This window comes from Klebsiella sp. JN_Kp127, from assembly GCF_040062505.1.
Lineage (GTDB): Bacteria > Pseudomonadota > Gammaproteobacteria > Enterobacterales > Enterobacteriaceae > Klebsiella > Klebsiella quasipneumoniae.
In genome coordinates this window covers 84,553-105,839 of the sequence record NZ_JBEAHS010000054.1, presented here as the reverse complement: position 1 = coordinate 105,839, position 21,287 = coordinate 84,553, and the positions used below count along the sequence as shown (strand labels likewise).

Here is a 21,287-nt window from a genome sequence, read left to right as displayed (position 1 = left end):
CGCTATGTTTCCCTCACAATTACCGACCCCGCGCCGCCCGGCGGCGCAGAGCATTCCCTCCCTGCGCTGGGGCATCATTGGTCCGGGCTGGATCGCCGAGCGCTTTGTGCACGCATTGAAAACCCAGAGCCGGCAGCAGGTGGTGGCCGTTGCCTCCCGCAGCCAGGCGAAGGCCGACCGGGTAGCCGCGGAATGGGGGATCCCCCAGGCTTACGGCCGGGTGGAGGAGATGCTGGCGCGTCCGGATATTGATGCGGTCTATATTGCGACGCCGCACAACCATCACTTTCCCGACGGCATGCAGGCGCTGAAGGCGGGCAAACACGTGCTGATAGAGAAGCCCTTCGCGCTCAACCTCGGCGAAGGAGGTGAACTGCAGGCCGAAGCCGCCCGCCAGGGGAAGCTGGCGCTGGAGGCGATGTGGTGCGATTACGCGCCGAAGTATGATGTGATCCGCCAGCTGCTGGAGGATGGGGTACTCGGCGACCTGCATACCCTGCTGGCCGATCACGGCGAGTATTTCACTACCGATCACCGCATCTTTAACGCCGACCTTGCCGGCGGGCCGATGATGGATCTCGGAAGCTATTTGACCTCGTTTGCGCTGATGGTGGGCGGCATGCCGCAGGAGATTGTCGCCCGCGGCCGCGCGACGGCGGAGGGGCTTAACGGCCAGACGTCAATGCTGTTCAGCTGGCGGAACGGGATGCAGGGGCTGTTAAACACGACGTTGTTCAGCAACACGCCGGGCGGGGCGGTGGTGGCCGGACGCCAGGCGACCCTGACGATCGACGGTCAGTTTTACGCCCCCGGCGGGTTCACGCTCGCCGCCAGCCAGGGCGGGCAGGCGCTGCGCTGGGAAGAGCCGCGCAATCGCTACGACCAGCTGTTCTGGCAGGCGGAGCATTTTGCCTGGTGCATCGGTCAGGGGCTGCGGGACTCGCCGCTGCGGCCGCTCAGTCAGGTGCTGCAGAATCTGCAGGTGATGGATGAGGTGCGGCGCCAGGTGGGCGCGGTGTTTAACGAAGAACGTTAAGGGGCCGGCCGGGCTTTGGTTTGCAGACAGCGCGCGCGTGCACGCCATTGCCCGGCACCGGGACGCGCACGGTGCCGGATATCTGCTGCCCGGCGGCGCGGCGCTTAAGCGGGCCTGGGAGGTCACTGCAACTATTTGATATGGATGGTTATCATGCCCGTAGGCCGGGCAAGGCATTGCCGCCGCCCGGCATAAAACGGCTCCGCATCGGCTGTTCTTGCCCGGCGGCGCGGCGCTTGCGCGGGCCTGGGATGTCACTGCAACTATTTGATATGGATGGTGATCATGCCCGTAGGCCGGGCAAGGCGTTGCCGCCGCCCGGCATAAAACGGCTCCGCGCCGGCTGTCCTTGCCCGCGGCGCGGCGCTTGCACGGGCCTGGGATATCACTGCAACTGTGTGATATGGATGGTTATCATGCCCGTAGGCCGGGCAAGGCGTCGCCGCCGCCCGGCATAAAGGCAGGTTCAGAGCCTGATAGCGGTTGCCACGCAACCACTCACCGACAGTCGTCGACGGCGACAAACTGGCCGCGCTGCAGAGACTGAACCGCCGCTTCGGCAATGGCCTGCGCCTGCAGGCCGTCCACCAGGCCGGGCAGGTCGGCCACGGTTTCACCATTCAGAGAGCGGATAAAGGCGTCGAGATGCTGGTAATAAGATCCTTGCACCCGGCTGAACCAGTCCGGCCACAGGCCTGGCTCAATGCGCTGATTGCCGCGCCACAGGGTAGGGCCCGCCGGCGACTGGCTGCCGGACTCCAGCGCGCCCTCTGCCCCCAGCAGGGTGATCCTTTCATCATACCCGTGGCCGGTGCGGCGGGTGTTGTCCAGCTGCGCCAGCGCGCCGCCGCGCATCTGCATCATCAGGATGGAGGTGTCGACATCGCCAAATTCGGCGATTTCCGGCAGGGCCAGCGCCGCGCCCATCGCCGCTACGGTATGCACTTCATCGCCGGTGAGAAAGCGCAGAAGATCGAAGAAATGGATCGCCTGATCGCGCATCTGACCGCCGGAGCTGCGCAGATAGTCGAGCGGCGGCATGCTGGAGGCGCGACAGACCATCTGCACCAGCTCGACCCTGCCGATCGCTCCCTGCTCCAGCTGGCGGCGCAACTGCTGATGGCTGCTGTCAAAGCGCCGGTTAAAGCCGACGGTGACCGGCACCTTAAGGGGAAGCACCCGCTCCACCACCTCGCGGGCGCGCGCCAGGGAAAGGTCGATCGGTTTTTCGCAATAGACCGCCTTGCCCGCCCGGGCGGCGGCTTCCAGCAGTTCGGCATGCGACGGGGTCGAGCTGGCGATCAGCACAGCGTCGATGGCGTCGCTACGGAGAGCCTCGCTCACCGTCACCGCCCGGGCGCCATAGCGGGCGGCCAGCGCCTGGGCGCGCTCCGGCGCGGCATCGGCCACCATCGTCAACTCGCTCCCGTCGTGACGGGCGAGGCTGGCGGCATGAACCTGACCGATAAAACCACTGCCTACCAGGGCAAAACGTTTGCACTTCATTTTATTCTCCAGAATGGCGAGGGGACGCTGCCACCATAATCGGTTTGCTAAACTCACTGACACTGCCGTTTTGATGTATTTCCATCATTGAAGAGAGGGGCGATGAAAAACATGTCACTGGCGATGCTGGCCAGACAGATTGGCGTCGGCGTGGCCACCGTTGACCGGGTGCTGAACGAACGCGGCGGCGTATCGCCGCAGACCACGCGCAAAGTGCTGCAGGCGGCGCGGGAGGCGGGGCTGAAGCGGATCCTGCCGGAGGAGCACCGCTTTCCCTGGCAGATTGAGCTCTTTCTCAGCAGCAATGACTCTTTCTTTTTTCCGCAGCTGGCGCAGGATTTCGCCGCCGTCGCGGATAGCCTCGGCTATCGTCGTCTGACCCTGCACCGCACCTTTGTCCCGGAGTCGCAGCCGGCGACCCTGGCCCGGCGCATTATGCGCAGCGGCCAGCAGCGTCAGGGGATCATCGTTTTCGGCAATGACCATCCTGTGGTGCATGACGCGCTGCGACGCTGTCGGGAAGCGGGCGTCCCCGTCATCACCCTGGCGACAGATCTGCCCGGCGCCGACCGGCTCTGCCACGTCGGGATCAATCAGTTGCAGGCTGGCCGCACGGCGGGGTTAATGATGGGGAGAATGACGCCGCGGCCCGGGGAGGTGCTGATGGTGAGCGGCCGGGAGGATTACAGCGCGCATCGCCTGCGCATCCAGGGGTTCCGCGAGGTGCTGAGCCAGCGCTTTCCCCATCTGCAGCTCAACGAGGTGCTGGCGGGCGAAGAGCGGCGGGAGCAGATCACCCGCCTGCTGGAGCAGGCCCTGTGCCGCAGCCGGCATATTGTCGGGATCTATAACACCGGACTTGGCAATACTCAGATTGCCGAGGCGCTGGCACGCCACCGCCGCGAAGGCGACGTCTGCTGGATCACCCATGAGCGCTACAATACCACCCGCCAGCAGCTGGCCAGGGGCAGCCTGGCGTTAACGCTCGATCAGAACACCCGCCAGCACGCCCAGCTGGCGATCGACCTGATGCTGCGCCATCTGGAGTCCGGCTATCAGCCGCAAACCTATGCCGACGGGAAAGTCGACTTTATCCTCTACAGCGCCGAGAACGTCGACTAAGGCGTGCGGCGCCTCCCTTCCTGACAACGCGGATCTCCCCGCCGGGTAAATGCCAACCCCGCCGGGGGCGATCGCTGTAAAGCGTTGTCTGCCTCTCATTTTTCGCTCATTTATGCAGCAATGTTAGATGTCTGTCAAAATTCTGTTACTGCATGGTTTTAAAATTTTCATTTCAGTTATTTACTTATAAAAGTTTCAAATGTCTTGTTAATGAAATAAATGGTCTGGAATTCACGGTGTGGCATAAATGGACTGATGTTTCAAAAAAGTGGTGATAATACAGCCATTATTTGTGATTCCGATCACGACGAAATGCGGAAAACCCCGTAGCGCCGTCGCCGTCACAACAGACATTTGTCGCAATCTAACTGAAATTAATTTTTCATTTTGTTTCATTCACCGGCGTACCTACAAAATCAAGGATCAACTATGAATATTAAGAAAACGATTGTTGCCTCTTTGTTAGCCTGCATGCTGCCTGCGGTGGTTATGGCAAAAGATGTCTCCATTGGCGTCTCGATGGCGCTGTTTGACGATAACTTCCTGACGATCCTGCGTACCTCGATGCAAAAAGAGATGAAAAAAGATGGGGTGAAATCGCAGATCGAGGACGCGAAAGGGGATGTCTCCCAGCAGCTGCAGCAGGTGCAGAACTTTATCGGCCAGGGCGTGGACGCCATTATCGTCAACCCGGTGGATACCAACGCGGTGAAACCGATCATGGATCAGGCCACCAAAGCCGGGATCCCACTGGTGTTTGTAAACCGTCGCCCGCAGGCGGAGCTGACCGACAAGATGGCCTATGTGGGGTCGGACTCGATTCTCGCCGGTCGTCTGCAGATGGAAGCGCTGGCGAAAGCGATGAACGGCAAGGGCAATGTGGCGATCCTGCTCGGCGACCTGGCGAATGAATCCACTCGCGACCGCACCAAAGGGGTGGAAGAGGTCGTGGCGAAATACCCGAACATCAAAATCGTGCAGAAGCAGACCGCGAAATTTACCCGCAATGACGCCGTGGACGTGGTCAGCAACTGGATGACCAGCGGCGAGGATATCCAGGCCATCGCCTCCAACAACGATGAAATGGCGATCGGCGCCCTGCAGGCGCTGGGTAAAAACCCGAACCATATTCTCATCGCCGGCGTGGATGGCACCCCGGATGCGCTGCAGATGCTGAAGAGCGGCAAGATGATCGCCACCATCTTCCAGGATGCGAAAGGCCAGGGCGAGGGCGCCGTAGACGCGGCCATTAAGCTGGCGAACGGCGAGAAAGTGGAAAAGATCATCGACGTGCCGTATCAGCTGATCACCAAAGAGAACATGGCTGAATTTACCAATCGTAATCAGAAATAATCCTGGCCAACCTGTGGTACGGAGGTGGATGTATGAACGCTTTTGCCCTTGAAGCCGAAGGTATCAGTAAGTTCTTCCCCGGCGTGAAGGCGCTCGACAATGTCTCATTACGCGTGCGCCCGGGAACGGTGCACGCCCTGATGGGCGAGAACGGCGCCGGTAAATCCACGCTAATGAAGTGCCTGATCGGTATCTATCGCCCGGATAAAGGATCGATTCGCGTGAAAGGTGAGCCGGTGGAGTTTACCGACACCATGGATGCGCTGCGCTCGGGGATCTCGATGATTCACCAGGAGCTGAATCTGGTGCCGCATATGACGGTGGCGGAGAATATCTGGCTGGGGCGCGAGCCGATGAAGTACGGCTTTGTCGACCACGGCCAGCTGACCCGCCAGACCCAGGCGCTGCTGGATAAGCTGAATATTCGCTTAACTGCCGACCGGCTGGTGGGCGACCTGAGCATCGCCGCCCAGCAGATGGTGGAGATTGCCAAAGCGGTCTCATGGAACGCGGATATTGTGATCATGGATGAGCCCACTTCGGCGCTGACCGAAGGCGAGGTGGCTCACCTGTTCACCATTATCCGCGACCTGCGGGCCCAGGGCAAAGCGATCATCTATATCAGCCATAAAATGGATGAGATCTTCGCGATCACCGATGAGATCAGCGTCTTTCGCGACGGCACCTGGGTGGGGAGCAAAAACACCACCGAATTTACCCGCCAGTCGCTGATCACCCAGATGGTGGGCCGCGAATTAACCCAGCTGTTCCCGAAATTTAATAACACCATCGGCGAAGAGGTGCTGACGGTGCGCAACCTGACGCGCCAGGGCGTGTTCCATGACGTCAGCTTTACCGTGCGTCGCGGCGAGATCCTCGGCGTGGCCGGGCTGGTGGGCGCCGGGCGCAGCGAGGTGATGGAAAGCCTGTTCGGTATGGAACGCTTCGACAGCGGCGAAGTGCTGATCGACGGGGCGCCGGTGACCATTGATTCTCCCTCCGTGGCGATTGAAAAGGGGATGGCGTTATTAACCGAAGACCGCAAAAAGTCGGGCCTGTTTCTGGTGCTGTCAGTGCTGGAAAATATGAGTATCGTCAAAATGCCGGAATATATCGGCAAGAGCGGTTTTGTCCAGCACGTGAAAATGGCCGAAGACTGCATGGAGCAAATCCGCCGGCTCAATATTAAAACGCCGACGATGGATCAAATTATTAATAACCTCAGCGGGGGGAATCAGCAAAAAGTCCTGATTGCGCGCTGGCTGTTAGCGCAACCGAAAATCTTAATTCTCGATGAGCCGACCCGCGGCATCGACGTCGGGGCGAAGGCGGAAATTTATCATCTTATCAGTGAACTGGCGAACCGGGGGGTGGCGGTCATTATGGTCTCCTCTGAGCTGCCGGAAATCCTTGGCATGAGTGACCGGGTCATGGTGATGCATGAAGGTCGTATCACCGGCATCCTGGAAAAAGACGAAGCCGACCAGGAAACCATTTTGTCGTTGGCATCCCATTGAGGCACAGAGAATGAGTAATATGAAATTAACGGCGGCTCCGGCCAGCGAGGGTTCCTCCTTCTTCGCTAATTTGCGGCATAAAATGCCGAAAGATACCGGCATCTTTGTGGTGATGCTGGTGATTGCCCTGACATTTGAAATCGCCGGCTGGTATGTTCGCGACCAGTCGTTCCTGCTCAATACCAACCGCCTGGTGCTGATTGTGCTGCAGGTGGCGATCATCGGCATCATCGCCGTCGGCGTCACCCAGGTGATCATCACCACCGGGATTGACCTCTCCTCCGGCTCGGTTATCGCCCTCGCGGCGGTGGTGGCGGCGAGCCTGGCGCAAACCTCCGACAGCCTGTCGCCGATGTTCCCGGCGCTGGTCAACCTGCCGGCGGTGATCCCGATTTGCGCGGGGATCGGCGTCGGCCTGCTGTGCGGGCTGACCAACGGTTTCCTGGTGACGCGAACCGGTATCCCGCCGTTTATCGCCACCCTCGGGATGATGGTCTCGGCGCGCGGTCTGGCGCAGTATTACACTCAGGGCAATCCGATAAGCTTCCTCTCCGACAGCTTTACGGCGATAGGCCAGGGGGCGATGCCGGTGATCATCTTCTTCGTGATCGCCGCGGTGTTTCACATTGCGCTGAAGCATACCCGGTATGGCAAATATGTGTATGCCATCGGCGGCAACATGACCTCGGCCAAAGTGTCCGGCATCAACGTGAATAAGTACCTGGTGATTGTCTACACCATCGCCGGGGCGCTCTCCGGGCTGGCGGGGGTGGTGCTGGCGGCGCGCGTCAGCAGCGGCCAGTCCAGCATGGGGATGTCCTACGAGCTGGACGCGATTGCCGCAGCGGTGATCGGCGGCAGCAGCTTAATGGGCGGGGTGGGGCGCATTACCGGCACCCTGATTGGCGCGATGATCCTTGGCCTGATCAAGAGCGGCTTTACCTTTGTCGGCGTCGATGCCTACGTGCAGGATATTATTAAAGGGATCATTATCGTCGCGGCGGTGACCATCGACATGCGCCGCAACCGGAAAAAACACTAATCTTATCAACTGGCGGCAACGGCGAAGCGCGTCGTTGCCGCCAGCCCTGTCCAGAAATAAACAAAATACTCCCCGCCTGGCGCCGGCTGTCTATTTTTCCCGCGCTGCGCATCCTGTACAGTTTCGCGACTTTTGTTGTCCATTCGCCAGGGGGCCACGCCTTGCCCCCTGGTTTCTGGAGTCGTATGAATACACCATCCATAGGCAAATCCTCGCCGGTCTGGCGACCGGGAAGAAGGGGCGTGATCGTCACGCTGCTCGTTGGCCTGGCGATCCTGATCATCGGCCGGGGCGGGCATTTTCTGGCCAGAGAGGTTTGCCGCGAAATGTATACCCGTCAGCTGGAGAAGGATGCGCAGTGGGTGGCGTCACGCCTCGAACGGCGGATGAACACGCCGGCGCGGCAGCGGGAAGCCACCTGGCCGCTGGCGGTGATGCGCGCGGATCTCTATGCCCTGGCCCGGCAGCGACATTATCAGCTGCTGCTGGTAAATAGCGACGGGCATCTGCTGGCGGCATCGCATGCGCTGCCTGCCAGCGTGCTGGCCCAGGTTCAGGCGCAATTTCCCAGAGAGATGCAGCCGCCGCTGTTCGGCAGCCATTACCAGACCATTCAGCCCTTCGCCCCGCATCAGCGGATGTTAAGCCGGGCGCTGAACGGCAATGCAGGCCTGGCGGGCTGGAATCTCGTGATGCTGGCGCCGGACGGCGGTTTGCCCTCGCTGCTGATGGCTTACCGTTGGCCAGTCACGATTGGCCTCGGCGCGGTGCTCGCCGGCACGCTGCTGGCGGTGAGGCGGGCGGCGCGCGCCCGGCGAAAACGCTAATTGCCGACGGCGCCGTCAGGCATGGCGAAACTGCAGGGTGGCGGGCAGATAGCGCTGGAGCGGCTCCGGCGCCTGGCCGTCGATCAGCTGGCTGAGCAGATCGTAGCAGTGCCAGGCCAGCTGGCGATTATCCTGTTGCACGGTATCAATGCGCAGGGAAAGTGAATCGTACAGATAGTGATCGTCGAAGCTGGCGAGATGAATATTGGAGTCCAGCAGATGGTGCTGGCTCATATAGCGCAGGACCCCTTCGAGCAGGCCGCAGGCCGCGGTGAACAGCGCTTTCGGCGGCCGGCCCAGCCGCGCGCAGAGCGCGGCGAACATCTCATAGCCGGAGCTGGGGTGATAGTTGCCGTTGATCACCCACTCGGGACGCAGCGTGACCCCCGCCTGAGCCAGGCCCTGGGTGAATCCCGCCAGCCGGTCGCGCGATGGCGATAGCCGCGGCTGGCCGCCGAGAAACCAGAACTCGTCCGCATGCTGAGGGGCGATGCGGGAGATCAGCTCGGCCGTTGGGGTGACCGAGTCGGTCATCACCAGCGGCAGGGCGCTGTCGCTGGGGGAGCGGTCAAACAGCACCACCGGCAGCTGTTCGCTGAGCTTCAGGTAGTCGGCATCGCTGTGCATGCACGAGGCGACGATCAGGCCGTCGACCTGGCGGGCAATCATGTTATTGACCACCACGCTCTCCTGGCCGGGGTTTTCGTCGGTGCAGGAGATAAGCAACTGCACGCCGGCTTCCCGGCAGAGCGTCTCAAGCTCATGGGAGAAAACGGCAAACCCGTAGTTGGTGATTTCCGGCACCACCAGGCCAATGGTATGGCTGCGGTTATCGCGCAGCGAGCGCGCGTGAATGCTGGGTTGATAGTGCTGCTCGCGGGCGATCGCCAGCACGCGCTCGCGCGTCTCCTGCGCCACGCGCAGCTCTTTGCCACGACCGTTAAGCACCAGACTGGCGGTCGCTTTGGAAACGCCCGCCAGTTCGGCGATATCTTTGATAGTTACGCGTTTGGTTTTCATCAGCACCCGGGAGCCTGAAAGCAAAACGGTTATTCTACCATGCATGGCCGCAGCAGCCAGCGGCAGAATGCCACCGGCGTCGCACCGCTGAAGATTAACTGCCCCGGATAGCCCGGGAAGAAGCGGCTGCTCATCACCCCTTCGCCATCGTTGATGAAAATCTCCACGCTGGAGCGGTCGATAAAGATCTGCAGGCGCCGCGCCTCGCCGCGCCAGTAGCGGTGATGCATCTCCGCCGTCTGCAGCCCGCGGCGCGACAGACGCAGGCCGTCGCGGTTGACGGTGAGCTGCAGGGCGCCAGCAAAATCCAGCCCCAGCGTGCTGTTGGGGGCGATGTCAAAGGCCAGCTCCATCGGGGCGAGGGGCAGGGTCTGTCCGCGCCAGCCCTCGGCTTCGCCGCGCAGGGCGGCCAGCTCGCGCAGCGGGCGCTGATACAGGGTGCCCGCCTGCCACTCCAGCTCGCGCACGCAGGTCATCTGGTGGATCCACCCCTGCGCGCGGGTGGGTTGATGCATCTCTTCCCCGTCCGGGACGCCCATCCAGCCGACCAGCAGGCGGCGGCCATCCTCGGCCTGCATGGTCTGCGGCGCGTAGAACTCAAATCCGCTGTCCAGCTCGTGCAGCGGACCATGGTCGAAGGCGCCGCGTTCGGCGTCGAAACGGCCTGCCATCCACACCGCCGGATAGGTATTGAGAAAGCGCTGCGCTTCGCGGGCCAGCCCCTGCGGGCAGCAGATCAGCAGGTGGGTGTCCGCCAGCGGAAACAGGTCCGGGCACTCCCACATGTAGCCGCCGTTCGCCAGGCCGTTAACGTCATGCCCGGCTATCTCGCCCACCAGGCGCCAATCCCGCAGGTCGCTGGCGGTAAACAGCAGCACTTTGCCGCGCTGTTGCACATCCTGCGCCCCGAGGACCATGTACCAGCGCTCGTCCTGTCGCCACACTTTAGGGTCGCGCACATGGCCGGTATAGCCTTCCGGCAGCGGCAGCACCGGCCCCAGCTTGCGGAAGGTGCCATCGGCATTTTCCGTCGCCAGACATTGCAAGGCGGTGCGCCCGCCGTCGGGGAATTTCACGTTGCCGGTATAGCAAAGGGTCAGGGCGCCCTCGAACTCGACCGCGCTGCCGGAGTAGCAGCCGTTGCGGTCATACTCTTCATCCGGCATCAGGGCGATAGGTTCATGCCGCCAGTGCAGCAGATCGGCTGAGCTCCAGTGTCCCCAGCACTTGTAGGTGTGGTCGCAGGCGAGCGGATTCCACTGATAAAACAGGTGGTAACGCCCGGCGACCTGGCAAAAGCCGTTGGGATCGTTCAGCAGTCCGCTGACCGGCGCCAGATGCCATTGCGGGTAATGGCTGTCGGCCAGCGCCTGCGGCTGGCCCTGCATAACGGCCTGCAGGATCGCAGGCAGGCGTGACGGTAATGACATTATTCAGCGTCCGTTTTGTATTTCAGCGTCAGAGAGAGCGTGAAGGCCACGGCGAAGGCGATCGCCATCCCGATAATGTAGTTCAGCAGCGAGCTGGCCTGCACGATGGCCATTCCCGGGATCGCCGTCAGGCCCACCGCGGTCATGTAGACGTGCATCGATACCACCCAGGCGCCGCCGGCGGCACCGCCCACCAGCGCGGCGATGAACGGTTTCACAAAGCGCAGGTTAATCCCGAAGATTGCCGCCTCGGTGATCCCCAGCATCGCCGAAAACGCCGACGGCAGAGTGATAGCTTTGATTTTGGCATCTTTGGTTTTAAACCACACCGCAAAGCAGGCGCCGCCCTGGGCGACGTTGGCCATGGCCCAGATCGGCAGCAGGAAGTTGACGCCGATCGACGGATTGCCGAGCAGACCCGCCTCGATGGCATGGAAGCTGTGATGGATACCGGTAATGACGATCACCGAATAGAGGCCGCCAAACAGCAGGCCCGCCAGCCAGCCGGCGTGGCTGATAAGCGTGCTGAGGATAAACGAAATGCCGTCGCCGAGCGCGCGGCCGGCCGGGCCGATCAGCAGCAGGGCGATAAAGCCGGAGATAATCACCGTCAGGAACGGCGTGAGGATCAGATCCAGCGCGTCAGGAATAATGCGGCGCAGCCGTTTTTCGACAAGGCTCATAAACCACACCGCCAGCAGCACCGGAAAGACCGTGCCCTGATAGCCGATCATCGCCACTTCGATGCCGAAGAAATTCATGGTGTGGAAGCCGGCGGCGACGCCCCAGGCGTTGGTCAACGCCGGGTGGGTGAGGATCCCGCCGAGGGTCGCGCCCAGATAAGGGTTACCGCCAAATTCGCGGGCGGCGGTAAAGCCGATCAGGATCGGCAGAATGATAAACGCCGCCGAGCTGCACATATCCAGCATGATATAGATAGCGTTGCCCGGGTCGACCCAGCCGTAGGTTTTCACCATCCCCAGCAGGCCCATCAGCAGGCCGGAGGCGACGATGGCCGGAATAATCGGCACGAAGATGTTGGACAGCAGGCGGGCGATGCGCTGGAACGGGTTCAGCTTTTTCGCCGCCAGGTCGGCGGCTTCGGATTTGCTCGATTCGCTGATGCCCGCCGCCTGGATAAAGGCGGCATAGACTTTATTGACCACCCCGGTGCCGAAGATGATCTGCATCTGGCCGGCATTGCGAAAGCAGCCTTTCACGCCGTCGATTTTGCCAATCGCCTGCTGGTCGGCGAGCGCGTCGTCGACCAGCACCAGCCGCAGGCGGGTGGCGCAGTGCGCGGCGCTGGCGATATTTTCCTTGCCGCCCAGCAGGGGAAGCAGTGAGCGGGAAATCTGTTCAAAATCCATAGTACCCTCTGAATGCATGATGATATGGCGTGGGCGGCGCCGGCCGTGGCAGGCACCGCGAACCTTATATTTATATGTGACTTACCCTGTCGTCCGGGTTCACGTCAGAACCAGGTCTCCATTTGCATACCGAACGACCATTCGCCGCCCGATTTGAATCCGTTGCTGCCTAACGCGTCGTCGTTGGCGTAGTTATCCAGCTTTTTGCTCCAGTCCATCCACGAGGTGTAGAAGCGGATCTCCGGGCGCGAGAAGAAGTCGCCGATGCTGCCGACCTTGAAGGTCGGGGCGAAGGTCAGCTTGTAGAAGCTGCCGTTGACCGCATGGCGATCGTTGTAGCCTTCAGGCTGCAGATCCATGTACTGATAGGTGCCCTCCCAGGCGAGGGCGAAGTTCTGCGTGACCTCCTGAATCAGACGCAGGTTGAGAGTGGCCCACTGATAGCTGTCGCCATCGACATAGCGGTCTTTACTGCTCTGCGCCAGCACGGCCGGGGCAATAAACCAGCGATCGCTCAGCGGCGTAGTGCCGTAGCTGGCGAAACGCCAGGTATTGGCCCCCGGACGCAGCGCGCCGTCGGAGCCGATGCCTTTAACCTCGGCGCCCAGTCCGTGGCCATACAGCAGGGCCGTTTTGCTGGTCCCGTCGCGCAGGCCATAGAAGCTCTCATTGTGCAGACCCAGCAGGGCATGAACCCCGGTGTTAGCGGCATCGCCTTTCACCAGATTGCCGTTCGCGTCCTGGCGGTCGTCATTATCTTTCGCCCGCATCCCGCTGACCATCATCTGCACCGGGCCGGCAAAGTTATTCATGCTGACGATATAGTTCTGCACGCTGTTGCTGCTGTCGGCGATATCGCCAAAGTTGCGGCCATATAACGAGAAGTTGCTGCGCAGGCTGTCGTTCCACTTCACGTCGTAGATCCCGCCGCCGGTCCCGGCGAGGAACACCACATCCGAGTCAACCCAGTGGATGTCGAAGTTGTCGCGGTCAAAGCGTTTCCCGGCCCACAGGGTCGAGCCTTTGAACGGACCCTCGAAGGTCGGCAGGTTGCCCAGCTCGACGAACGCCTGGCGCACGTTCAGGTCGCTGCTGCTCGCCGTCCAGTCGTTATAGGTAGTTTGCCCGTCGGCCACCATCACTTTGAAACGGGTGGTCGCCCCGTTGTCCAGGGTCTGCTTATGTTCGAGGTTCATTTCCACATAGGTGTCGGCCTGGTTGCCAAGACGACCAATGGCGCCGCCGGTCTCCCCGGCGGGGGTCATATAGGCCCCGGATTTCGTGCTGGCGGCGGAGTCGTTCATGATCACCCCGGAGCGGGCGTAGCCGTGGAACTCAAAGCCGCCGGGCCGTTCGGCTTTTTCTTCCAGTTGGGTGGTGCGCTTGGCCACCTGCTGGGTGGTGGCCTGGGTTTGCTGCTGCTGCTGGGTTAGCTGCTGAACTTTCTGCTCCGCTGAGGCGGCGCGGCTTTCGGCGGTACTGGCGCGGGTCTCGGCATCCTGCAGACGTTTTTCCAGGGCGGCGAGACGCGCTTCAATGCTGTTCAGGTCTGTCTGCCCATGGGCGGCGGCGGCGCCGGTTAGCAAAGCAATAAGAATGGCTAACTTCCGTTTTTTATACATGTTGGTGACATCCAAAGGTAAATCAGTGAGTGTGCTAACGTTTGCTAAACCGGTTTAGTTGATATGGTAAACATGTCGGTAACGCAGTGAAAATAAAAATTGCTAAACCGGTTTAAGAATTGTGATGTCACCAGCAAAGTGGGCCGTTAGCCGGCCCAACGGGATCACAGCGAGCGCTGAAGATCGACCCTGTAGGGCAGGGCGGTCATGGCGCCTTTGGCGGTGGTGGCCAGCGCGCCGCAGGTTTGCGCCAGCGCGAGGTCCGGCGCCAGGGCGGCGAGGTTATCAGGGATGCCATGGGCGGCGAGCCCGGCGAGCAGCCCGGCGACAAAGGCATCGCCGGCGCCGGTGGTATCGACGGCCACTACCGGGCGGGCGGGGAAGTGGCTAACCTGCCCGCGCAGCGCGGCCTGAACTCCCGCTTTGCCCTGGGTGACCAGCAGCAGCGTCGGCTGGAAGCGGGCGTTCAGCCGGGCGATGCCGCTGACGATGTCGTCGCTGCCGCTGATAAAAGCCAGCTCCTCTTCCGACAGTTTTATGGCGTCGGCGAGGGCCAGCGCCCGGTCGAGACAGTCGCGCAGCTCCTGCGGATCCTGCCACAGGTCGCTGCGGATATTGGGGTCGAAGCTGACATAGCCCCCGGCGCGCTTTATCGCCTCCATCGCCGCGAATGCCGTGCTGCGGCTCGGTTCCGCGCTGAGGGCGATAGAGCAGACGTGCAGCCACTGGCCGGCGGCGAACGGCGGAAGATCCTCAGGCGCAAGAAACAGGTCGGCGCTCGGGCGAACCATAAAGGTAAAGGTGCGCTCCCCGTGCCGATCGAGATCGACCACCACCGTGGAGGTGCGCTGCGTCGCGTCGAGGCGCATAAAATCCACATCGACCTGCTCCTGCGCCAGGGTGCGGCGCATAAAGCGACCGAACGGATCGTCGCCGACGCGGCCGATAAACCCGCTGTCGCCGCCGAGCCGCGCCACGCCGACCGCGACGTTGGCCGGCGCGCCGCCGGGGCATTGCAGCAGGCGGCCCTCTCCGTCGGGCAGGAGATCGACGACCGCATCGCCGAGTACCCAGATTTTACCATTCATAGGACAGCTCCTCTTAGCTAAACTTTGTTAAACCGGTTTAGCTAATTAAAGCACAGCCTGGCGGCAAGCGGAACGATTGGTGGACGAAAGGGCGGGGCGAGGGTAAAAAATGTGAGCCAGGCGGAATATTTCGCCACTCCAGATCTGGACTTTTCCTTCCTGACCCGCTTAGGTATAGTTCCACAGGCCGCGGTTAACCCCGCCGCGGTGATAAAAGGTGAAGGAGTGCGTAGCGCGATGAACCCCAGTTTTGGCGATATTTACGATCGGTACCAGAAGCTGTCGCTGACCACGCACCTGCCGGCGGTCATCGCCTGTAGTGAAACCCTGAGCCTGAGTAAAGACCAGCCATTTCTGCCGCAGCCGGGCTATCTCTATTTTTTGCTGCAGGGGCAAATGACGTTGGCCTTTGGTGATGAGCAGAACCTGCTCGGGATTGTTATCGCGCATATGCCGTTAGGGCTGCTTGAACATTATTGTCCGTCGGTGGCGCTCTATTATCGGTGTCTGGGCGAATGCCAGCTGGCGAAAATATCCGCCAGCGATTTTGAACGGATATTCTTTCATTCGTCGCCGGGCTATATGCAAGAGCTGACCACAATCCTGGCCTATATGGGCATATTTGCCCTTGATGCCCACTATGAACGCGGCAGCCAGACCAGCTTTCAGACCATTAAATCAATGCTGTCGCGCTATTTATATCGTGGAGGAATCGATGGTGGTCAGCATGAAAGCCTGTCGGCATTTATTATTAAACGAACCAATCTTTCGCGCAGCTATGTTTATCAGGTGCTGGCCGCCCTGCGCGAGGGAGGATATATCACGGTGAAAAAAGGCAAACTGATTTCCATCGACCGTCATATTCCTGAGAAATTCTGATTCAGGTTCGTCGGCTCCCCGACATAACGTCGCTAAAACCCGCCCGAGGAAAGCGCTACGCGCGCGTTTTCCCCCGGCCCCGTTACGCCTGAACCTGGCCGTTTTATTTATTTAACCTTTCACTCTGGAGTTATTTTATGACCCTGGACTATGTGGCGCTGGCCATTCTCATCGCCGTGGCCTTAATACTTTTTTATGGCGTGATTGTTATTCACGATATTCCTTATGAAATCGCCAAAGAGCGGCGCCATCCTCATCAGGATGCGATTCATTATGCCGGCTGGGTCAGCTTATTTACCCTGCATGCCCTGTGGCCCTTGTTGTGGATCTGGGCGACGCTATGGCGCGAAGACCGCGGATGGGGAATGCGCCGCATCGCCGACGATCAGCAGGCCCTGCATCAGCGTCTGGAGACGGTCGTTCAGCGACTGGAGCAGGTGCAGCGCGAGGTCGAGGAACTTAAAGCGAAGGAGGCAGAATAATGGAAACGTTAATGTTGCTGACCTACGCCGCGCTATGCATCGTGGTGTTTAAAGTTTTCCGCATTCCGCTCAATAAGTGGACCGTGCCGACGGCGGTGCTCGGCGGTATCGCCCTGATTGGCGCGGTGATCTTCGGGATGAACTACAACTTCCCCTATACCGACGTCGGTAATCAGGTGTTTCGCACCGTGCCGATTGTGTCGCAGGTGCGCGGTCGGGTGCAGACCGTACCGGTGAAGCCTAACCAGAGGCTGCATAAGGGTGATGTGCTGTTTACTCTCGACCCGACGCCGTTCCAGGCAAAGGTGGACGATCTGCAGGCGCAAATTAAAGCGGCCAGTCAGGATGCGCTCTCCCTCAACGCCGCGTTAAGCCAGGCGGAGGCCGAGCTGAGCAGAGCGGTGGCCCAGCGCGACCAGTCGCGGCGGGAGTATGCCCGCTTTCGGGAGGGGCATGCCCAGGGCGCCTTCTCCGATCAAATGGTCGATACCCGTCTGCAGACGTGGAAAGCCGATGAAGCCAGCGTCAGCGCGGCTCAGGCGAACGTGGTTCAGGCGCGTAACGCGCTGGACTCGGTGGTGAAGGGCAAAAATACCACCGTGGCCTCCCTGCTGGCGCAGTTGCAGAAGGCGCAGTTTCAGCTGGATAACACCGTCGTCCGCGCCCCGGAAGACGGCTATGTCAGCACCGTCGGCTTACGGCCAGGCACCATGTCCACCGCCCTGGGGATGCTGCCGGTGATGACCTTTGTGCCGGTGGAGGGCGACGCCTCGCGGGAGTATGTCGCGGCATTTCGCCAGAACGCCCTGCAGCGTCTGCACAAAGGCGAGCCTGCGGAGCTGATGTTCCCGGCCATTCCGGGCACCGTCTTCCGCGGGGAAGTGGCCGACGTGCTGCCGGCGATTGGCGAGAGTCAGTTTCAGGGCCAGGGCAAACTGCTGACCACGGACGCGCTCAATACCCATGGCCGGGCGCTGGTGGTGCTGAAGGTGACCGATCCGCGATTTGCCGAATACGCCCTGCCGCAGGGGGCTACCCTCGAGGCGGCGGTCTACTCGGATCACCTGAAAGAGCTGTCGCTGATCCGGAAGATCTTGATCCGCATGAAGAGCTGGGAAAACTATATCTATCTCGATCACTAAGCCGGCGGGGGGGGGGGGGGGGGGGGGGCCGTACCCTCCCCGCGCCGCGGTCAGGCCTCGCTGTCCACCAGCCCGTCAATAATCACCTGCCGCACCCCCTGCGAACAGGGCTCAATACGCCCGCGCACGCCGTAGACGGCCGCCAGGGTCTCGGGGGTGATGACCGCGGCCGGGGTGCCGTCGCCGAGCAGCTGGCCCGCTTTGAGCATCAGCACGTGGTCGGCGTGACGCAGGGCAATATTGATATCGTGCACCACCACCAGGGTCACGATGTTGCGCCGTCGGGTCTCCCGGCGCACCAGATCCATCACGTGAAATTGATAGTTGAGATCAAGCGCACTGAGCGGTTCGTCGAGCAGTAGCAGGCGCGGCTGACGAATCAGCGACTGGGCGAGACCCACCAGCTGTTTTTGCCCGCCGGAGAGCTGATCTAGGTAGCTCATCGCCAGGTGGGCAATTCCCAGCTGGCGCAGCAGCGCCATCACCTCCTCCTGGTGCTGCGGACTGTGGCGTCCTCCGGCGGCGCGTTGGGCCACGATAATCGACTCCAGCACATGCAGATGCACGCCGGCGGGCAGCGTCTGCGGAAGATAGACCACCTGTTCCGCGCGACGTGCGAACGGCTGCGTCAGCAGATTTTCCCCCTCCAGCAGCAGCTCGCCGCGGCAGGGGCCCAGACCCGCCATCGCCCGCATTAACGTCGATTTACCGCTGCCGTTTGGCCCCAGCAGCGCGGTGATTTTCCCTCGCGGCAGATGGGGAACCGTCAGGTTCTCGATCACCTTGCGTCTGGGGTAGCCGGCGCTGAAGTGAGACAGCGACAGCCCGGATAACGTCTGGTCGCTCATACCTGCCCCCGGTGACGTAAAATAATGCTTAAAAAGAACGGGACCCCTACCAGGGAAGTGACGATCCCCACCGGAATAATGGCCCCCGGGATCAGGTTCTTCGAGGCGATGGAGGCCAGGGAGAGCACCAGGGCGCCGATCAGCGCGCTGGCGGGCAGGTAAAAGCGATGGTCTTCGCCGAAGAGCATCCGCGCAATATGCGGCGCCACCAGGCCGATAAAGCCGATTGGCCCGACAAAGGCCACCGAAAGCGCCGACAAAATGCTGATCCGCAACAGTGTGGCCAGGCGCAGACGGCGAACGTTAATGCCAAAGCTGATGGCCCGGTCCTCGCCCAGACGCAGGGCGGTCAGCTTCCACGCGCTGCGCAGCGACAGGGGCATCACCAGCGCCAGGGCGACCAGCAGGATGGCGACTTTGCTCCAGGAGGCGCGGTCGATGCTGCCCATGGTCCAGAACACCAGCCCCTGCAGCGTGTCTTCATTGGCGATAAACTGCAGCATCGAGACCAGGGCGTTAAAGGTAAAGACCAGCGCGATGCCGAACAGAATGACGCCGGAGGTGGCCACCTGGGTCCAGCGGGTAATGCCGTCCAGCAGCAGGGCCGCCAGCAGGGCGAAGATAAAGGCGTTGGCCGAGATAAACCACTGGCCGGGAATACCGGGCAGGCCAATACCCAGTACAATCGCCAGCGCGGCGCCAAACGCCGCAGCCGAGGAGACGCCGAGGGTAAACGGACTGGCCAGCGGGTTATTGAGGATGGTCTGCATTTCGGCACCGGCCAGCCCCAGCGCCAGACCGACGATAATCGCCATCACCGCATAGGGCAGCCGGATGTCCCAGACGATGGCGCGAGTGCCCGGATCGGCGCTGGCCGGATCGGTTAACGTCTGCCACAGGCTCTGCAGCGGCAGTCCGGAGGGGCCGAGCATAAAATCGAGCAGCAGCGAAGCGACAATCAACAGCGCCAGCAGCAGCATCAGCAGCAGGCGGCGACGCACGATATGGCGATAATGATCCATCACGCCAGGCGTCCCGGCGGGCAGCCCGTCCAGAACGGAGTCGGAAGTTAAACGCATGCCGGATTACTCGCTCTGCTGCCAGGAAAAGACGAACGGCTGGTCCGGCAGGTCGGTGAAATGGCGCACGATATAATGATAAGTCTCATCCGGGTTGAGATCGCGGAAGGCCTGCGGATAGATATCTTTCGCCAGATACTCCATGCCGACAATATTCCACGGGTGATTATAGAAGTGGTGATAGACGCCATAGGCCCGCTTTTCCTGGACCGCCGGGATCTGGCTGACCCCTGGCCGCGCCAGCAGCGTCTGCGCCTGGGTCTTCACCGCCTCCGGCTTGACTTCATAGCCCAGGGGCAGCACCTGGCTGTTGCCACGCTTCGAGCCGGTCATGATCCAGGCGTCGGGCTTCATGCTGATGATTTTCTCCAGCGAGACGAACCCGGAGGCGCCCGGCAGCAGCTGCGAACCGATATTGTTCGCCCCGACCGCCTCCACCAGCCCGCCCCAGCCGCTGTGGCCGTGAGTAAAGCAGCAGGCGTCGCTGTTGCCGGCCAGCGCTTCCACGAAGACGTTGGCCTTCGGCGTGATGGCTGCGGTTTTCTGACGAATCGTCTGCAGCTGATGGCGATAGTAATCGGTAAAGGCTTTGGCCTGGCTCTCGCGGTTAAGCACTTTGCCCAGCAGGTCGATGCTGGGGGCGGTATCTTTCGCCGGGTCGATCTCATAGTCGACAAACAGCACCGGAACGTGCAGGGCGCTAAGCTTGTCAATGACCCCGCTCTCCATCAGCGCAGGCCTGGCGCGCAGCTGGGCGATCATCAGATCCGGCTGGCGGGCGATGACGCTTTCAAGATCGACGTTCCCCTTGTCGCTGAAGCCCATGTCCAGAATCGTAGCCGACTGCGGCCACGCCGTTTTCAGCATCTGCCAGGTGGCAACATCCTGCTTTTTCGCCAGATTATTCCATGCCACCAGCCGCTTAAACGGATTGTCCCGGTCCAGCAGGGCGAGGGTCATAATGTCGCGACCATCCTGCAAAATAATACGCTGCGGCTCTTTGACCAGGGTGACCTGCCGGCCGTCAAGGTCGGTAACCGTCAGCGGATATTGGGTCGCATAGCTGAGGAAGGGCGTCGCGATCAGCGCAGTAAGCAACAGCGATCTTACTGATTTTCTTGCCATAAAAGGAGTTCCGTTTGCCAATTTATAAATATAATGATTCTGAGAATTATTCTCGAGTAAACCTCAACGGCAAGTATATCAAGGGCAAATTTCACGAAATGTAACAAACTTGTTGGAAATTATGTGAACGCCGACAGGGCGCGCGGCGGCAGCATTTTCTGCCATGATTGGAGGTCGAAAACGTTTTTCAGGCTAATTCCTAATGTCATCCCCGGTTCGCTGTGCCATCCTGAATGCGACTCATAACATGACATGTGAGAGAGGATATTATGAAAAAAGCAATGATTGCGTTATCGGCTATTCTGGTTGCGGCTCCGGTTTTTGCTGCGACAACACATGCAACAGAGGATACCGTCGCGGCGGCCAATGCCAACGCCAACACCGCCAAAGAGAAGCTGCACCAGGCCCAGCACGAGGGCGAAGAGCAGCAGCTGAAGGCGAAACATGCGGCCGAAGGCAAACAGGATAGCGTCGGCAGCCAGGTGAGCGAAGGCGCGCAGAAGACCTGGAACAAGACCAAAGAAGGGACTGAGAAAGGTTGGGATAAGACCAAAGAGGTCAGCGAAAAAGGCTGGAACGCCACCAAATCCGGCGCAGAAAAGGGCTGGGATAAAACCAAATCCGGCGCTGAAGAGTTAAAAAATAAAGTGACTGAGTAAGTCCTGATAGCAGTCTGAATAAAGGTCGCGAGAGCGGCCTTTTTTATTGCTCGTCCTCCCCCATAATACCCTCCCCCGACAGCAGAAACCCCAGGTGCCAGGAATCGTCCTGGTTAAGCGGATACTCACTCTTTCTTCAC

General features: G+C 60.8%; 18 protein-coding genes and 1 pseudogene. 10 read left to right on the top strand and 9 right to left on the bottom strand.

Going from position 1 to position 21,287, the window contains the following annotated elements; genetic code table 11:
- Positions 1-4: 4 nt before the first annotated feature.
- On the top strand, positions 5-1,036 hold the full coding sequence (locus ABLV04_RS24565) for a Gfo/Idh/MocA family oxidoreductase (protein ID WP_032454325.1): 1,032 nt from the start codon (positions 5-7) through the stop codon (positions 1,034-1,036).
- 498 nt (positions 1,037-1,534) lie between these two features.
- On the opposite strand, the gene ABLV04_RS24560 is transcribed toward ABLV04_RS24565, so the two are convergent.
- Positions 1,535-2,542, bottom strand: coding sequence for a Gfo/Idh/MocA family oxidoreductase (locus ABLV04_RS24560; RefSeq protein ID WP_023288686.1), 1,008 nt, complete (start codon positions 2,540-2,542; stop codon positions 1,535-1,537).
- Positions 2,543-2,644: 102 nt separating this feature from the next.
- On the opposite strand from ABLV04_RS24560, the gene ABLV04_RS24555 reads away from it, so the two are divergent.
- From ABLV04_RS24555 to ABLV04_RS24535, 5 genes and pseudogenes are all read left to right on the top strand, one after another.
- The gene (locus ABLV04_RS24555; protein ID WP_023288687.1) at positions 2,645-3,664 is read left to right on the top strand and encodes a LacI family DNA-binding transcriptional regulator; all 1,020 of its coding nucleotides are present in this window, start codon (positions 2,645-2,647) and stop codon (positions 3,662-3,664) included.
- A 429-nt stretch (positions 3,665-4,093) separates the two neighbouring features.
- Positions 4,094-5,017, top strand: coding sequence for a sugar ABC transporter substrate-binding protein (locus ABLV04_RS24550; protein ID WP_002892597.1), 924 nt, complete (start codon positions 4,094-4,096; stop codon positions 5,015-5,017).
- A 32-nt stretch (positions 5,018-5,049) separates the two neighbouring features.
- The gene (locus tag ABLV04_RS24545; RefSeq protein WP_004202401.1) at positions 5,050-6,534 is read left to right on the top strand and encodes a sugar ABC transporter ATP-binding protein; all 1,485 of its coding nucleotides are present in this window, start codon (positions 5,050-5,052) and stop codon (positions 6,532-6,534) included.
- Between the two features lie 19 nt (positions 6,535-6,553).
- A complete protein-coding gene (locus ABLV04_RS24540) occupies positions 6,554-7,576 on the top strand; it encodes an ABC transporter permease (RefSeq protein WP_004152946.1) in 1,023 nt (340 codons plus the stop codon).
- 185 nt (positions 7,577-7,761) lie between these two features.
- Positions 7,762-8,371: pseudogene (locus tag ABLV04_RS24535) on the top strand (hypothetical protein).
- 47 nt (positions 8,372-8,418) lie between these two features.
- Here ABLV04_RS24535 and ABLV04_RS24530 read toward each other — a convergent pair.
- The 5 genes from ABLV04_RS24530 to ABLV04_RS24510 form a co-directional block, all read right to left on the bottom strand.
- Positions 8,419-9,429: a LacI family DNA-binding transcriptional regulator gene (locus ABLV04_RS24530; RefSeq protein WP_017898803.1), complete on the bottom strand. Its 1,011-nt coding sequence runs from the start codon at positions 9,427-9,429 to the stop codon at positions 8,419-8,421.
- 23 nt (positions 9,430-9,452) lie between these two features.
- Positions 9,453-10,853 (bottom strand): sucrose-6-phosphate hydrolase, encoded by a 1,401-nt coding sequence (locus ABLV04_RS24525; protein ID WP_180266075.1) that lies wholly within the window; start codon positions 10,851-10,853, stop codon positions 9,453-9,455.
- A complete protein-coding gene (locus tag ABLV04_RS24520) occupies positions 10,853-12,223 on the bottom strand; it encodes a sucrose-specific PTS transporter subunit IIBC (RefSeq protein ID WP_023288691.1) in 1,371 nt (456 codons plus the stop codon). The genes ABLV04_RS24525 and ABLV04_RS24520 overlap by 1 nt, the downstream gene beginning before the upstream one ends.
- Positions 12,224-12,327: 104 nt before the next feature.
- Positions 12,328-13,845, bottom strand: a complete 1,518-nt coding sequence (locus tag ABLV04_RS24515; RefSeq protein WP_023288692.1) for a carbohydrate porin — start codon at positions 13,843-13,845, stop codon at positions 12,328-12,330.
- Positions 13,846-14,009: 164 nt separating this feature from the next.
- A complete protein-coding gene (locus tag ABLV04_RS24510; protein WP_180266076.1) occupies positions 14,010-14,933 on the bottom strand; it encodes an aminoimidazole riboside kinase in 924 nt (307 codons plus the stop codon).
- A 237-nt stretch (positions 14,934-15,170) separates the two neighbouring features.
- Here ABLV04_RS24510 and ABLV04_RS24505 point away from each other — a divergent pair, with 237 nt between their 5' ends.
- The 3 genes from ABLV04_RS24505 to ABLV04_RS24495 all read left to right on the top strand — a co-directional run bounded on the left by ABLV04_RS24505 (position 15,171) and on the right by ABLV04_RS24495 (position 17,436).
- Positions 15,171-15,812, top strand: coding sequence for a Crp/Fnr family transcriptional regulator (locus tag ABLV04_RS24505; protein WP_072420810.1), 642 nt, complete (start codon positions 15,171-15,173; stop codon positions 15,810-15,812).
- Positions 15,813-15,949: 137 nt separating this feature from the next.
- On the top strand, positions 15,950-16,294 hold the full coding sequence (locus ABLV04_RS24500) for a DUF3302 domain-containing protein (protein WP_023288695.1): 345 nt from the start codon (positions 15,950-15,952) through the stop codon (positions 16,292-16,294).
- Positions 16,294-17,436, top strand: a complete 1,143-nt coding sequence (locus ABLV04_RS24495) for an HlyD family secretion protein (RefSeq protein ID WP_023288696.1) — start codon at positions 16,294-16,296, stop codon at positions 17,434-17,436. Before ABLV04_RS24500 ends, ABLV04_RS24495 begins: the two co-directional genes overlap by 1 nt.
- Positions 17,437-17,486: 50 nt before the next feature.
- Here ABLV04_RS24495 and ABLV04_RS24490 read toward each other — a convergent pair whose 3' ends face one another.
- The 3 genes from ABLV04_RS24490 to ABLV04_RS24480 are packed head-to-tail and all read right to left on the bottom strand — an operon-like array spanning position 17,487 to position 20,488.
- Positions 17,487-18,284, bottom strand: coding sequence for an ABC transporter ATP-binding protein (locus tag ABLV04_RS24490; RefSeq protein ID WP_023288697.1), 798 nt, complete (start codon positions 18,282-18,284; stop codon positions 17,487-17,489).
- Positions 18,281-19,309, bottom strand: coding sequence for an iron ABC transporter permease (locus ABLV04_RS24485; protein WP_072096506.1), 1,029 nt, complete (start codon positions 19,307-19,309; stop codon positions 18,281-18,283). The genes ABLV04_RS24490 and ABLV04_RS24485 overlap by 4 nt, the downstream gene beginning before the upstream one ends.
- 60 nt (positions 19,310-19,369) lie before the next feature.
- Positions 19,370-20,488, bottom strand: a complete 1,119-nt coding sequence (locus ABLV04_RS24480) for an ABC transporter substrate-binding protein (protein WP_050533036.1) — start codon at positions 20,486-20,488, stop codon at positions 19,370-19,372.
- A gap of 269 nt (positions 20,489-20,757) precedes the next feature.
- Between ABLV04_RS24480 and ABLV04_RS24475 the strand changes: the two genes are divergently transcribed.
- Positions 20,758-21,147, top strand: coding sequence for a hypothetical protein (locus tag ABLV04_RS24475; protein WP_044521397.1), 390 nt, complete (start codon positions 20,758-20,760; stop codon positions 21,145-21,147).
- The last annotated feature ends 140 nt before the right edge of the window (positions 21,148-21,287 follow it).